Origin of the sequence: Pseudonocardia halophobica, from assembly GCF_027922425.1 — a bacterium.
In the GTDB taxonomy this organism is placed as follows: Bacteria; Actinomycetota; Actinomycetes; order Mycobacteriales; family Pseudonocardiaceae; genus Pseudonocardia; species Pseudonocardia halophobica.
Genome location: NZ_BSFQ01000022.1, coordinates 85,695 through 98,883, shown reverse-complemented (window position 1 = coordinate 98,883; position 13,189 = coordinate 85,695). Strand labels below are relative to the sequence as shown.

Annotated in this window: 13 protein-coding genes; 8 read left to right on the top strand and 5 right to left on the bottom strand. The window is 75.4% G+C overall.

What is annotated here, in order from left to right:
- Window positions 1-105: 105 nt before the first annotated feature.
- Genes PKE99_RS23415 through PKE99_RS23405 form a run of 3 tightly spaced genes read left to right on the top strand, consistent with a single transcriptional unit; the run spans window position 106 to window position 2,651 of the window.
- Window positions 106-1,371, top strand: coding sequence for a phosphodiester glycosidase family protein (locus PKE99_RS23415; protein ID WP_197040668.1), 1,266 nt, complete (start codon window positions 106-108; stop codon window positions 1,369-1,371).
- A 46-nt stretch (window positions 1,372-1,417) separates the two neighbouring features.
- On the top strand, window positions 1,418-1,999 hold the full coding sequence (locus PKE99_RS23410; protein ID WP_037047043.1) for a VldE C-terminal domain-containing protein: 582 nt from the start codon (window positions 1,418-1,420) through the stop codon (window positions 1,997-1,999).
- Window positions 2,000-2,003: 4 nt separating this feature from the next.
- A complete protein-coding gene (locus PKE99_RS23405) occupies window positions 2,004-2,651 on the top strand; it encodes a Dph6-related ATP pyrophosphatase (RefSeq protein ID WP_231498246.1) in 648 nt (215 codons plus the stop codon).
- On the opposite strand, the gene PKE99_RS23400 is transcribed toward PKE99_RS23405, so the two are convergent.
- Genes PKE99_RS23400 through PKE99_RS23390 form a run of 3 tightly spaced genes read right to left on the bottom strand, consistent with a single transcriptional unit; the run spans window position 2,635 to window position 5,891 of the window.
- Window positions 2,635-3,396 (bottom strand): MBL fold metallo-hydrolase, encoded by a 762-nt coding sequence (locus tag PKE99_RS23400; protein ID WP_037047041.1) that lies wholly within the window; start codon window positions 3,394-3,396, stop codon window positions 2,635-2,637. The genes PKE99_RS23405 and PKE99_RS23400 overlap by 17 nt on opposite strands.
- Window positions 3,397-3,438: 42 nt before the next feature.
- Complete coding sequence (metX, locus tag PKE99_RS23395; RefSeq protein ID WP_037047040.1) at window positions 3,439-4,584, bottom strand: homoserine O-acetyltransferase MetX; 1,146 nt, start codon at window positions 4,582-4,584, stop codon at window positions 3,439-3,441.
- Window positions 4,581-5,891 carry a bifunctional o-acetylhomoserine/o-acetylserine sulfhydrylase gene (locus PKE99_RS23390; protein WP_037047037.1) on the bottom strand — a complete coding sequence of 437 codons (1,311 nt, stop codon included), beginning with the start codon at window positions 5,889-5,891 and terminating at the stop codon, window positions 4,581-4,583. The genes metX and PKE99_RS23390 overlap by 4 nt, the downstream gene beginning before the upstream one ends.
- 205 nt (window positions 5,892-6,096) lie before the next feature.
- Between PKE99_RS23390 and yaaA the strand changes: the two genes are divergently transcribed.
- Window positions 6,097-6,843 carry a peroxide stress protein YaaA gene (gene yaaA, locus PKE99_RS23385; RefSeq protein ID WP_037047035.1) on the top strand — a complete coding sequence of 249 codons (747 nt, stop codon included), beginning with the start codon at window positions 6,097-6,099 and terminating at the stop codon, window positions 6,841-6,843.
- Window positions 6,844-7,196: 353 nt separating this feature from the next.
- Here the strand turns inward: yaaA and PKE99_RS23380 are convergent, their stop codons facing one another.
- Window positions 7,197-7,952: an SDR family NAD(P)-dependent oxidoreductase gene (locus PKE99_RS23380; RefSeq protein WP_037047033.1), complete on the bottom strand. Its 756-nt coding sequence runs from the start codon at window positions 7,950-7,952 to the stop codon at window positions 7,197-7,199.
- Between the two features lie 102 nt (window positions 7,953-8,054).
- On the opposite strand from PKE99_RS23380, the gene PKE99_RS23375 reads away from it, so the two are divergent.
- Both PKE99_RS23375 and PKE99_RS23370 read left to right on the top strand, forming a co-directional pair.
- Window positions 8,055-8,636 carry a TetR/AcrR family transcriptional regulator gene (locus tag PKE99_RS23375; RefSeq protein ID WP_051737568.1) on the top strand — a complete coding sequence of 194 codons (582 nt, stop codon included), beginning with the start codon at window positions 8,055-8,057 and terminating at the stop codon, window positions 8,634-8,636.
- A gap of 206 nt (window positions 8,637-8,842) precedes the next feature.
- Entirely contained in the window at window positions 8,843-9,691 is an 849-nt protein-coding gene (locus tag PKE99_RS23370; RefSeq protein WP_156067671.1) for a serine protein kinase RIO, read from the top strand.
- Window positions 9,692-9,725: 34 nt separating this feature from the next.
- Here PKE99_RS23370 and PKE99_RS23365 read toward each other — a convergent pair whose 3' ends face one another.
- Window positions 9,726-10,727 carry an RNA polymerase subunit sigma-70 gene (locus tag PKE99_RS23365; RefSeq protein ID WP_037047029.1) on the bottom strand — a complete coding sequence of 334 codons (1,002 nt, stop codon included), beginning with the start codon at window positions 10,725-10,727 and terminating at the stop codon, window positions 9,726-9,728.
- 121 nt (window positions 10,728-10,848) lie between these two features.
- On the opposite strand from PKE99_RS23365, the gene PKE99_RS23360 reads away from it, so the two are divergent.
- Both PKE99_RS23360 and PKE99_RS23355 read left to right on the top strand, forming a co-directional pair.
- Window positions 10,849-11,496, top strand: coding sequence for a dihydrofolate reductase family protein (locus tag PKE99_RS23360; protein ID WP_063739778.1), 648 nt, complete (start codon window positions 10,849-10,851; stop codon window positions 11,494-11,496).
- Window positions 11,497-11,795: 299 nt separating this feature from the next.
- Window positions 11,796-13,184 carry a DEAD/DEAH box helicase gene (locus PKE99_RS23355; RefSeq protein WP_037047028.1) on the top strand — a complete coding sequence of 463 codons (1,389 nt, stop codon included), beginning with the start codon at window positions 11,796-11,798 and terminating at the stop codon, window positions 13,182-13,184.
- Window positions 13,185-13,189 lie beyond the last annotated feature (5 nt).

The window sequence follows — 13,189 nt, the reverse complement described above, 5'->3', positions numbered from 1 at the left end:
CGGGAACGTTCCTCCACTGCGGAGTGAACCGCGTGTCGCTCCCTCGGAACTCCTCGCTCTTCGTGGTCGCATTCCCCCGGAACACGGTCTCCGGGGGGAGCGGACATGCGGATGGGGATCCTGTCGACCACGGTCGGGCGACTGCTCGTCACGGTCGGTGCCGGACTGGTCCTGCTGGCGCCGGCGGCGAGCGCCGAACCACTGCCACCGCCGCCGGACCGGCCCGAGCGGATCGTCGAGTCGCTCTCCGAGGCGGTCGAGGTCGCCCCGGGGGTCACGCATCGGGACATCACCACGACCACCGCCGCCGGCAACGTCATGGGCGACGTCGTCGAGGTCGACCTCACGACGCCCGGGGTGCGGGCCGACCTGCTCACCCCCGGCGCCGTCGCCGCCCGGGCGCCGATCAAGGGCATGGCCGACGGCAGCGGTGCCGTCGCCGGGATCAACGGGGACTTCTTCGACATCGGCCGCACCAGCGCGCCGGCCGGGCCGGCCGTGCAGGACGGCCGCTTCCTCAAGGCCGCGGTGCCGCAGGGCCGCCGCGCCGCGCCCGCGGTGCCGGGCGCCGAGATGGACTACGTGTTCGCGGTCGGCACCGACGGCGTGGCCCGGGTCGACCGGCTCCCGCTGCGCGGCGAGGTGCGGCGCGCGGGGATCGAGCGGGTGTCCTACCCGGACCGGACCGAACAGGACTCCCTGCCGATCGTCGCGCTCAACCAGCACGCGGTGCCGGTCAACGGGATCGGGGTGTTCACGTCGGACTGGGGCGACGTCGACCGCGCCCGCACGCTCTGCGGCTCCGACACCGACCGGGACGCTCCGTGCGCCGCCGACCAGGCCGAGGTGGTGGTCCGCGACGGCGCGGTGACCGCGGTCCGCCCGCCCGGGGCGGGCCGGCTGCCCGCGGAGGAGACCGCGCTGGTCGGCCGCGAGCAGGGGGCCGTGGCGTTGCGCGGCCTGAAGGTCGGCGACCGGGTGACCGTGGACTACGCGCTGGTCCCGGCGAGCGGGGTCGCGCCGCGGATGGCCGTGGGCGGCAGCCCGATCCTCCGCGACGCCGCCCCGACCGAGCGGCTCGACGACAGCGCCCGCGCCCCGCGCAGCGGCGCCGGGGTGACCGCCGACGGCCGGCGGATGTTCCTGGTCACCGTCGACGGCCGGCAGTCCGACAGCGTCGGCGCGACCCTCCTGCAGTTCTCGAACCTGCTGCGCGAGCTGGGGCTGGACGACGCCGTCAACCTCGACGGCGGCGGCTCCTCCACCCTCGCCTACCGCGACGGCGGCGCCCCGGCGACGACGATCGTCAACGACCCGTCGGACCCCTCGCCGCGGCTGGTGCCCAACGGGATCGGGGTCTACGCGGGGTAGTCGCCCGGTATCCTCGGCACCGGACGTTCCGGACCGAGGAGCCCGCGTGCACCGCACCCGCCCCCGCAGTTCACGCCGCCGCACGGGCCGGGCGGTCGCCGCCCTGGTCGCGCTGGCCCTGGCCGCCGTCGCGGTCGTCGCGCTGGTGCGGTTCGACGCGGTCGACCGGTTCCGCGAGCGGGTCGCCCCGCAACCCTCCCCCGGGTGCGTCGCCGACGACCCGACCAGCGAGGGGTGCCTCACCCCGGCCGCGCTCGCCCTGCACGACCGGGCGGTGGCGGAGTTCGGCGACCGGTTGCGCGGCACCACCTGCTGGAGCGCGCACGAGTGGAACCCGTCGAGCGACCATCCGCAGGGCCGGGCCTGCGACTTCTTCCCCACCCGGGCCGGCACCTTCCCCGAGGGCGCCGAGCTGGAGGCCGGGTGGGCGGTCGCGAACTGGCTGCGGGAGCACGCCGAGGAGCTCGACGTCCGGTACGTGATCTGGCAGGGCCGGATCTGGTACCGCAGCGCCTTCCTCGCCGACGAGGACGGGTGGGGCCGCCCGTACAACGGCGGCGGCGTCTACGACCCGTCCGACGCCACCGGCGGCCACTTCGACCACGTGCACGTGTCCGTGCGACGGTAACCGGGTGGCCGCCTGGGTGAGCTGGTCCTGCGGGAAGGACGCCGCGTACGCGCTGGGCCTCCGCGCCGACGTCACCGGGCTGTTCACCACGGTCTCGGCCGGTCGGGTCCCGGTGCACGGCGTGCCGCGGGAGCTGGTCGAGGCGCAGGCCGCGGCGCTCGGCCTGCCGCTGCACGTCGTCGAGCTGCCGTGGCCGTGCCCGAACGCCGAGTACGAGCGCCGGACCGGTGCGGCGCTCGCGGCCGCCCGCGCGGCCGGGGCGGACACCGTCGTCTACGGGGACCTCTTCCTCGCCGACATCCGCGCCTACCGCGAGCGCACGCTGGCCGGCACCGGGCTGACGCCGGAGTTCCCGTTGTGGGGCAGGCCGACCGGCCCGCTGGCCCGGGCGATGATCGCGGCCGGGCTGCGCGCCGTCGTCGTGTCCGTGGACCCGGCCCGGGTGCCGGCGGAGCTGGCCGGGCACGCGTTCGACGAGGAGTTCCTCGCCGCCCTGCCCGAGGCCGTCGACCCGTGCGGGGAGAACGGCGAGTTCCACACCTTCGTCACGGACGGCCCGGGCTTCCGCTCCCCCGTGCCCGTCGTGGTCGGCGACGTCGGGGAGCGCGACGGGATGGCGGTCGCGGAGCTCGGGCTCAGTCGATCGGCGTGACCTCCCCCGGGCGCAGCCAGCGCACCCGGTCCCGCACGTCGGCGGCCACGGCGAACGCCCGCTCCGCCTCGGCCCGGCCCTCCCGGAAGTGCGACCAGCCCTCGTAGTGCACCGGGACCACCACCCGCGGCTGCAGCGCCCGGCTCAGCGCGACGGCCTGCTTGCCGGTCATGCTGTACCGCAGCGGCCCGGTGACCGGGAACCGCACGCAGCCGAGGTGCAGGACCGCGACGTCGACCGCCAGCCGCCGGACCACCTCGCGGGTGCCGCGGAACGGCACGGTGTCCCCCGAGATCCACAGCACGCCGTCCGGCAGCGCGAGCGCGAAGCCGATCACCGCGCCCGCCACCGGCCTGCTCAGCGGCGGACCGTGCCGGCACGGGGTGGCGGTGACCTCCACGTCCCCGATCCGGGTGGACGCCCAGGGCGCCAGCCCGCGGACCGCGCCGCCCAGCCGCCGGGCCCCGGGGACGGTCGTGACGACGGTGCCGACGCCGGCGAGCAGGGCGCGGCCGCGGTCGTCGAGGTTGTCGGCGTGGTGGTCGTGGCTGAGCAGGACCGCGTCGATCGGCCCCAGCTCGTCCGGGCCGAGGGCCGGGCCGGCCAGCTTGCGCGACGACGTCCCCCAGCCGAACCCGTACCGCCGGCCGGGCGGGTCGAAGGTCGGGTCGGTGAGGATCCGCAGGCCGGCGGCCTCGACCAGCAGGGTCGGGCCGCCGACGTGCGTCAGCCGGAGGTCGGACACGGGCGGGGCGGGACGGCGACGCGGAGGTTCATGCCCGGATGTCTACCGGGCCAGCAGGTCCTCGACCAGGGTGCCGACGGCCTCGGACTCGATGAGGAAGCCGTCGTGGCCGTAGGGGGACTCGATCACCCGCAGCTGCGCGTCGGGGATCCCCGCGGCCAGCTCCTCCTGCTGCGAGACCGGGTAGAGCCGGTCCGAGCTGATCCCGACGACCGCGGTGCGGGCCGTGACCCGGGCCAGCGCCTCGGCCGTGCCGCCCCGTCCGCGCCCGACGTCGTGGGCGTTCATCAGCTCGGTGAGCCGCACGTAGGAGCCGGCGTCGAAGCGGTGCACCAGCTTCGCCGCGTGGTGGTCCAGGTAGGACTCGACGGCGTACCGCCCGCCGTGGAACGGGTCCTCGCCGGTCTGCGGCTCGCGGCCGAACCGGGTGGCCAGCTCGTAGCCGGTGCGGTAGCTCAGGTGCGCGATCCGCCGCGCGACGCCCAGGCCCTCGTGCGGCCCGGCACCGGGCGGGAGATCGTGGTAGTCGCCGCCGTGCCAGCCCTGGTCGCCCCGGATCGCGGCGAGCTGCGGTGCGGCCCAGCCGATCTGGTCCGCCGAGGCCGCCGCGGGCGAGGCCAGCAGCATGAGCCGGGCGACGCGCTCCGGCTCGGTCGCGGCCCACTCGAGAGCGCGCATGCCGCCCATCGACCCGCCGACGACCATTGCCCAGGTGCCCACGCCGAGCGCGTCGGCCAGCGCGACCTCGGACCGGACGGTGTCCCGCGCGGTGACCAGCGGGAACCGGCTGCCCCACGGCCGTCCGTTCGGGGCCCGGGACGCAGGCCCGGTGGTGCCCTGGCAGCCACCGATCACGTTCGGCGCCACCACGAACCACCGGTCGGTGTCCAGCGGGCGGCCCGGCCCGATCAGCCCGTCCCACCAGCCGGCGGTGGGCTGGCCCGGGCCCGCCGGGCCGGTCACGTGCGCGTCGCCGGTGAGGGCGTGCAGGACCAGCACGGCGTTGGACCCGGTGGCGTCGAGCTCGCCCCAGGTCTCGTAGGCGAGCCGGACGTCCGGGAGCTCCCCGCCCGCCTCGAGCGGCACGGCGGCGGGGAGGTCCAGGAAGCGGCGACGCCCGGGGTCCGCCCCCTCCCGCCACGCGCCGGTGGCGGGAGGGAGCAGAGTCTCCGGGTCGGTGGTCGTCACGCGCTCTTCGCGGCCCGGAACCCGGCGTCGAGGTCGGCCTTGATGTCCTCGATGCCCTCCAGGCCCACGGACAGCCGGATCAGGCCCGGGCCGACACCCGTGGACAGCTGCTCCTCGCCGGAGAGCTGGCTGTGGGTGGTCGACGCCGGGTGGATCACCAGGCTGCGGACGTCGCCGATGTTGGCCAGGTGGCTGTGCAGCTCCAGCGCGTCGACGAACTTCTTGCCCGCCTCGACGCCACCGCGGATGTCGAACGCGACGACCGCGCCCGCGCCCTTGGGCAGGTACTTCTGCTGCAGCGCGTGCCACGGGCTCGACGGCAGCGCGGCGTAGTAGACCTTCTCCACCTCGTCGCGCTGCTCGAGCCACTCGGCCACCGCGAGCGCGTTCTGCACGTGCCGCTCGATCCGCAGCGACAGCGTCTCGATGCCCTGGATCAGCAGGAACGAGTTCAGCGGCGCGATCGCCGGGCCGAGGTCGCGCAGCAGCTGCACGCGGAACTTGATCAGGAAGGACAGCGGGCCGAGCGCCTCCCAGTAGTTCAGGCCGTGGTAGCTCGGGTCCGGGGTGGTCAGGCCCGGGAACCGCTCCGCCTGGGTGCCCCAGTCGAAGTTGCCGGAGTCGACGACCACGCCGCCGATGCTCGTGCCGTGGCCGCCGAGGAACTTGGTGGCCGAGTGCACCACGATGTCCGCGCCGTGCTCGAACGGGCGGACCAGGTACGGGGTGGGCACCGTGTTGTCGACGATCAGCGGCACGCCGGCCTCGTGGGCGAGGTCGGCGACGAGCCGGATGTCCAGCACGTTGCTGCGCGGGTTGCCGATCGTCTCGGCGTAGAACGCCTTCGTGTTTGGACGGACCGCCGCGCGCCACTCCTCGGCGTTGTCCGGGTCCTCGACGAACGTGACGTCGATGCCCAGCTTCGGCAGCGTGTAGTGGAAGAGGTTGTAGGTGCCGCCGTAGAGCGAGGCGCTGGACACGAAGTGGTCCCCGGCCTGCGCGATGTTGAGGATGGCGAGCGTCTGCGCGGCCTGCCCGGAGGCGACCGCCACGGCCCCGATGCCGCCCTCGAGCGCGGCGATCCGCTGCTCCAGGACGTCCTGCGTCGGGTTCATGATCCGGGTGTAGATGTTGCCCAGCTCGGCGAGGCCGAACAGCGCCGCGGCGTGGTCGGTGTCCCGGAAGGTGTACGACGTCGTCTGGTAGATCGGGGTGGCCCGGGCACCGGTGGTCGGGTCGGCGGAGGCGCCGGCGTGGACCTGCTTGGTCTCGAAGGACCAGGCGGCGGTGGGGTCGTTCTCGGGCATGCGAGGTCTCCTGGGGTGATCGTTCGGGGGCTACGCGTGGGGATGTGGTTCAGCCGCGGGGGCGACAGGCCGCGCTGGTCACGCGCATGAAGTCGACATGGCGACGGGCCACGAGGCGGATCACGAAGGCGACCGTAACCGGGGTCGTCATACCGGCACAACACCGGTCCGGGTGGCTGATCACCGTGGTCGTACGCTGCCGGGCGTGCTCGTCCTGCTGCCCCCGTCGGAGACCAAGCGCACCGGAGGCGAGGGGCCGCCGCTCGACCTCGCCGCGCTGAGCCACCCCGAGCTCGACCCGGTGCGCAAGGCGCTGGTCGACGAGCTGGTGGAGCTGGCCGACGACGTCCCCGCCAGCCGGGCGGCCCTCGGCCTGTCCGAGCGGCAGGTCGACGAGATCGAGCGCAACGCGGCCCTGTGGACCGCCCCCACCGCCCGGGCGATCACCCGGTACACCGGCGTGCTCTACGACGCGCTCGACGTCGGGTCGCTGCGCGGGGCCGCCGCGGGCCGGGCGCGGGAGCGGCTCGCCGTGGGGTCGGCGCTGTTCGGGCTGGTTCACGCCGGCGACCCCATCCCGGCGTACCGGCTGTCCGCCGGCTCGACGCTGCCGTCGGGCGGGACGCTCGCCGCGCGGTGGCGGCCGGTGCTGGAGCCCGTTCTGGCGAGGCTGGCTTCGGAACAGTTGGTGGTGGACCTGCGGTCGGGCGCCTACGGCGGGCTGGCTCGCGTGCCGGGAGCGGTCACGGTGAACGTGCTGGCCGAGCGCCCCGACGGGTCCCGCTCGGTGGTGAGCCACCACAACAAGTCGCACAAGGGCGGGCTGGCCCGGCTGCTGGTGAGCAGCAGGGCGGAGCCGGCCGACGCGGCGGCGGTCGCGCGCCTCGCCCGCCGCGCCGGCCACGTGGTCGAGCGGACCGACGACCACCTCGACCTCGTCATCCCCGCCTGACCCCGAACCCAGGAGCGCGACTCACCGAAGCCGAGAGCGCGACTCGCGCAAATTTTCCCCGCGAGTCGCGCCCTGGGCTCCCGCGAGTCGCGCTGCCAGCTCCCGCGAGTCGCGCGTTCCAGCACCGCGAGTCGGCAGTTCCAGCACCGCGAGTCGGCAGTTCCAGCACCGCGAGTCGGCAGTTCCGGGAGCCCGAGTCGGCAGTTCCGGGAGGCGCCGCCGGGTCCGGAGCAGGGAGCCCTCCGGATCCGGCGGCCGAACCTCACCGGGCCGAACTTCACCGGGCCGACCTCACCGGGCCGACCTCACCGGGCCGACCTCACCGGGCCGACCTCACCGGGCCTGCGCCGACCTCACTGGGCCGCGTAGCCGCCGTCGACCAGGTGGTAGCTGCCCGTGATGAAGGTGGCGGCGTCGGAGGCGAGGAAGGCGACCAGGTTCGCCACCTCGTCGACGGTCCCGAGCCGGCCGAGGGCGTGCTTCTCGGCGAGCGCCCGCTGCGTCTCCGCGTCGAGGTTGGCCTCGAGCAGCGGCGTGGTGATGAAGCCGGGGCCGACCGCCGTCACGCGCACGCCCTGGGCGGCGTGCTCGAGCGCGGCGTTCTTGGTAAGGCCGACCAGCCCGTGCTTCGCGGTGACGTAGGCCGACGAGCCGGGGATGCCCACCGAGCCGAGCACCGACGCCATGTTGACGATCGCCCCGCCGCCGTGGGCCGCGATCGCCGGGATCTGCGCCTTCAGCCCGTAGAAGACGCCGTTCAGGTTGACATCGATGACCTTGCGCCAGCTGTCCTCGGGGTACTCCCCGACCGGCTCGTTCGCCCCACCGATCCCCGCGTTGTTCACCGCGATCCGGAGCGGCGCGAGCTTCTCGGCCGCCTCGACGGCCGCGCGCGCTACCTCGGGGTCCGCCGCGTCGCCGACGAAGGCCTCCGCGGTGCCGCCCGCCGCCCGGATCTCCTTGACCACGAGCTCGGCCGCGTCCGCGTTCAGGTCGTGCACCAGGACCGCGGCACCGTTCGCGGCCAGCAGGTGCGCCACCGCCCGGCCGATGCCCGACCCCGCCCCGGTGACGATCGCGGACCGGTCCGCCACGTCGTAGGTCGCCATGCTGATCCCTCTTCCTGCGGTTGCCCGACGTTCGTCGCTTATCTAAGTCCTACAAACGTCGGCTAACATCGGCCCCTTCCCGCGAATCGAGTGAGGTGGGTCATGGACGCACGGCGGCGTCGCAGCCGCGACCGGCTGCACCGGGCCGTCCTGGTGCTGGCCCGGGAGACCCCCGTCGCGGACCTGACGATCACGCAGCTCGCCGAGGCCGCGGGCGTGCACCGCTCGACCTTCTACGAGCACGCGGCGTCCCCCGGCGACCTCCTGCGCGAGGCGCTGCGCGCCGAGCTCGACGACCTGCGGGCCGGCCTGCTCGACGACCCCGGCGACACCGACGCCGCCGTCCGGGAGGTCACCCGGCGGGTCCTGGAGCACATCCGCAGGCACGCCCCGATCTACCGCCGCGGACTCGCCCGCGACAGCGGTCCGGGTTCGCTGCACGGCATGCTCAGCGAGCACTTCCTGGAGACGAGCCGCCGGCTGATCGAGACCGGCCGGCTGCGGCTGCCGCTGCAGGTGCCCGGCGTGCCGGACGACGCCGTGGCCGACACCGCCGCGCGGTTCGTCGCGCAGGGCACGGTCGGGGCGATCCAGGGCTGGCTGGACCTGCCCGGCGAGCCCGAGGTCGCGATGTTCGAGGACCTCTACCGCGCGCTCGTCCCGGCCTGGTGGGTGCAGGGCTGAAAAACGGTTGACCCGCGGGTGTCCGACCCCGGATCCTGCGTGCACCGACGTGGAGCACAGGAGGTGCCCGATGACGACCGCCGCCCGGGTGGCGGCGCGCCGGCGCGCGCCCTCCCGCCCCCGCACCCTGCGCTGAGGCACCGTCGAGGTCGCTCGCGTGGGGTGTCCACCCCACGTCAGGAGAACCCTCCTCAATGCGCGAGCGCATGCCCAGACGCCGTCGTGGATTCGACGACGACGAGTACGTTCCCCACCCCGTGCACCTGCACGAGGACCCCGACCTCCCGCCCGCCGGCGACCGCTGGTCCACCTGGACCGGCGCGCAGCACGGGCCCGAGCCCCGGCCCGCCTGGGTGGAGACCGCGCACGCCGCGGTCGACACCGAGCTCGGCGTGCTCAAGACCGGCAAGGAGGCCGACGTCCATCTCGTCGAGCGCGGGATCCCCGGTTCGTCGGGGGTGCTGATGGCCGCCAAGCGGTACCGCACCGCCGAGCACCGGATGTTCCACCGCGACGCCGGCTACCAGGAGGGGCGCCGCGTGCGCCGCTCCCGGGAGATGCGGGCGATGACGAACCGGACCGCGTTCGGCCGCGAGCTGCTGTCCGGGCAGTGGGCGGCCGCGGAGTTCGCGGCGCTGTCCACGCTGTGGTCGGCCGGCCTGCCGGTCCCCTACCCCGTCCAGCTCGACGGCACCGAACTGTTGCTGGAGTTCGTCGGGGACGGGGAGTCCGCGGCGCCCCGGCTGGCCCAGCTCCGGCCGTCGGACGCGGAGCTGGCCGACCTGTGGGCCCAGCTGGGCGAGGCCCTGCGCGGGCTCGCCCGGCACGGCTGGGCCCACGGCGACCTGTCCGCCTACAACCTGCTGGTGCACCGCGGCCGGCTGGTGCTGATCGACCTGCCGCAGGTCGTCGACCTCGTCGGCAACCCGCACGGGGCCGAGTTCCTGGTCCGCGACGTCCGGCGGGTCGCCGAGTGGTTCACCGCCCGCGGCCTGCCGGAGCCGGCCGGTGAGGAGCTCTTCCACGAGCTCGTCGCCGAGGCCGGCCTGGCTTGACGGACGGCGCCCTCGCCCATCCGGGCGAGGGCGCCTACCCGGCCGGGAGCTCCGCGGGGAGCCCGCAGACCCGGAGCGCGCTCCCGTCGAAGCGGGTCATCGCGCCGATCCGGTCACCGACGAGGGTGAGGACGTACACGCCCGTCCCGGGCCGGCCCGCCGCCCCACGGAGGTAGGCGCCGAACGCCAGTTGACCGTTCGCCCGGGTGGGCACGAGATCGAACCTGCGGCCCGCGCCGAAGAGCCCGGCGCAGAAGCGGATCGCGAGGTCGCGGCCCTGGTACTCGAGAGGCATCGGGGGCATCACGAGAAGGACGTCCTCGGTCAGCAGGGCCACCAGGGCGTCGAGATCGGCCGACTCCCATGCCCGGACGAAGGCGGCCGCGAGCGCCTGCTCCGCGGGTGAGCCGGGTGCGGGCGGCGGGGCTGCGGGCGTCGGCATCCGATGCCGGAGGCCGAGGCGGGCGCGCTTGAGCGCGCTCTTCACCGCGTCGACGGTCGAGCCGAGCATCCCGGCCACCTCGTCGGCGCGGAACCCGAGCACGTCGCGCAGGAGGAGCACGGCGACCTGGCGCGGGGGCAGGGTCTGCAGGGCGGTCACGAACGCGAGGGACACGGTCTCGGCCCGCTCGTACCGGGCCTCGGGGCCCGGCCGCGCATCGCGGACGTCGTCGAGCAGGGTGTCGGGCAGGGGCCCGAGCCAGGTGACCTCGCCGAGCCGGGTCGGCTCGGGTGGGTCGACGCCGGGGACGTCCCAGGCCGCGGCGGGGCGCCGCGCCGCCGACCGCCGCGCGTTGAGGCACCGGTTGGTCGCGATCCGGTAGAGCCAGGTGCGCAGGGACGCGCGCTCCTCGAAGGCCGGGAGTCCGCGCCAGGCGGCCAGCAGCGTGTCCTGCAGCGCGTCCTCGGCGTCGTGCACGGACCCGAGCATCCGGTAGCAGTGCACGTGCAGCTCACGGCGGTACGGCTCGGTCAGCGCGGTGAACGCCGCGCCGTCCCCGGCCCGCGCGCGGGACAGCAGCTCGCCGGTCGACACCTGCCCCTCACCCCCTCACCGGTACGGACACCGGCCGGACGACCGACGGGGCGCCCCTTTCCCCCGTCGTCGCGGTGTCCGTACCGGAGCATGCCGAGCCCGCCCGGACCGGAGGACCACGATGGGGCAGATCGTCGTCAGTGAGAACGTCACCCTCGACGGGGTCGTCGAGGACCCGACCGGTGAGGAGGGCTTCGACCGCGGGGGCTGGTTCACGCGGACGAGCGCGGCCGACCGCGAGGCGTGGGCCGCGCTCGAGGTCGACGAGGCACGCCGGGCCGGCGCGTTGCTGCTGGGCCGGCGCAGCGACGAATGGTTCGCGGCGCGGTGGCCGTCGCGGACCGGCGAGTGGGCGGACCGGCTCAACGGCCTGCCCAAGTACGTCATCTCCGCGACGCTCGACGAGCCGCGATGGGGGAACGGGACGGTGCTGCCGCGGGTGACGGACGTCCCGGCGCTCCGGCAGCGGGTCGAAGGCGACGTCGTCGTGTACGCCAGCGCCCGGCTCGTCCGGACCCTGCTGGAGCACGACCTCGTCGACGAGCTGCGGCTCACCGTGCACCCGGTCGTCCTCGGGGCCGGGCGGCGACTCTTCGGGGACGTCAGCACGCCGCTGCGGCTCGTCGACGCACGCCGGATCGGCGAGGGCCTCGTCCACCTCGTGCACCGACGCGCTCAGCCGCACACGCGGCACTCGACGGGCGAGGCGCCGTCCCCTGTCGGCGAGGGAGCGCGAGATCACGTGTCCGCCCCCGCGATCGCGCGGTGACCGACGGGTAGGGTGGACCGAGGCGCCCGCACCGACGGCGCCTTGCACGTACCCGTCGGGCGCGCTCCCCCTGGCGCCCGGGCCCGTCCCGTGCCGGCCGCGCACCGTCGCCCGAGCCGCTCCGTGTGACGCGCCGACGTCCCGGAGGTCCAGTGACCAGTCCGTCCCGCCGCCCTGCCCGTCAGCAGGGCGCGCACCAGCCCGCCTCGGCGGGCACCCGCCGGCCGCGCCGCTCCGGTGGCCGCCGCTCCGGCGCCCCGCAGCAGCAGCGCCCGGCCCGCGTGGCGCCGAAGCCCGCCATGCCCGAGGAGGTCCTCTGGACCGCCCCGGAGAGCGGGCTGCCCACCTTCGCCGCGCTCGGCCTGCCCGAGCCCGTGCTGCGCGCCCTGGACGCGGAGGGCTTCACCGAGCCCCGCCCGATCCAGGCCGCGACCCTCCCGGAGACCCTCCGCGGCCGCGACCTGCTCGGCCGCGGTCAGACCGGTTCCGGCAAGACCCTCGCCTTCGGCCTCGCGCTCGTCGCGCGCCTCGCGGGCGGCCGCGCCCAGGCCCGCCGCCCCCGCGGCCTCGTCCTGGTCCCGACCCGCGAGCTGGCCCAGCAGGTGGTCGACGCCGTGGAGCCCTTCGCGAAGGCGCTGCACCTGCGGCAGGCCGTCGTGGTCGGCGGGCTGTCGATGAACCGGCAGATCGACACCCTCGCGCGGGGCGTCGACCTGCTCGTCGCCACCCCCGGCCGGCTGACCGACCACCTCAACGAGGGCACCTGCGACCTCTCCGCGGTCGAGATCACCGCGATCGACGAGGCGGACCGCATGTCCGACATGGGCTTCCTGCCGCAGGTCCGGCGGATCCTCGACCGCACCCCGGCCGACGGCCAGCGGCTGCTGTTCTCCGCGACCCTGGACAACGAGGTCTCCACGCTGGTCGACCGCTACCTGCACGACCCGGTCACCCGCGCCGTCGCCTCCGCCGCCGCGCCGGTCGAGACCATGGACCACCACCTGTTCATGGTCGACCGCGCGGACAAGAACCGGATCGTGCACGAGATCGCCGCCCGCGAGGGCCGCACGATCTTCTTCGTGCGCACCAAGCACGGCGCCGACCGCGTGGTGAAACAGCTGCGCCGCGAGGGCGTGCAGGCCAGCGCGCTGCACGGCGGCAAGGCGCAGAACGCCCGCAACCGCGCGATCGACGCCTTCAAGGACGGCAGCATCCCGGTGCTGGTGGCCACGGACGTCGCCGCCCGCGGGATCCACGTCGACGACGTCAGCCTCGTTGTGCACGTCGACCCGCCGGGCGACCCGAAGGACTACCTGCACCGCGCCGGCCGCACCGCCCGCGGCGGCGAGTCCGGCGTGGTGGTCACGCTGGTCACGGCCGAGGAGCGGCGGGACGTCGACACCCTCATGCGCCAGGCCGGCGTCAGCCCGGACGTGGCCGACGCCGCCCCCGGCTCCGCCTCGCTGGTCGACGTCACCGGCGCGCGCCGACCGAGCGGCGTCCCGGTGGAGGCCCCGAAGCCGCCGCAGCAGCAGCCCGCCGCCGGCACCGGACGGCGGCGCCGCAGCTCCGGGCGCGGCGGTCCGGCCCGGCAGCAGACCGGCGGGGGTCAGCGGCAGCAGGCCCCTTCGGTCGGGCAGCGTGGTCGTCGCGGCGGCCGGGGCGGGAGCCCGCGGAACGCCGCCTGACGTGC

Excerpts from the sequence above, each read along its gene's own strand:
- PKE99_RS23375 (WP_051737568.1), top strand. The coding sequence starts at position 8,055 with ATGGACGCACGGCGGCGTCGCAGCCGCGACCGGCTGCACCGGGCCGTC.
- PKE99_RS23360 (WP_063739778.1), top strand. The coding sequence starts at position 10,849 with ATGGGGCAGATCGTCGTCAGTGAGAACGTCACCCTCGACGGGGTCGTC.
- PKE99_RS23390 (WP_037047037.1), bottom strand. The coding sequence starts at position 5,891 with ATGCCCGAGAACGACCCCACCGCCGCCTGGTCCTTCGAGACCAAGCAG.
- PKE99_RS23380 (WP_037047033.1), bottom strand. The coding sequence starts at position 7,952 with ATGGCGACCTACGACGTGGCGGACCGGTCCGCGATCGTCACCGGGGCG.
- PKE99_RS23415 (WP_197040668.1), top strand. The coding sequence starts at position 106 with ATGCGGATGGGGATCCTGTCGACCACGGTCGGGCGACTGCTCGTCACG.
- PKE99_RS23355 (WP_037047028.1), top strand. The coding sequence starts at position 11,796 with ATGCCCGAGGAGGTCCTCTGGACCGCCCCGGAGAGCGGGCTGCCCACC.
- PKE99_RS23370 (WP_156067671.1), top strand. The coding sequence starts at position 8,843 with ATGCCCAGACGCCGTCGTGGATTCGACGACGACGAGTACGTTCCCCAC.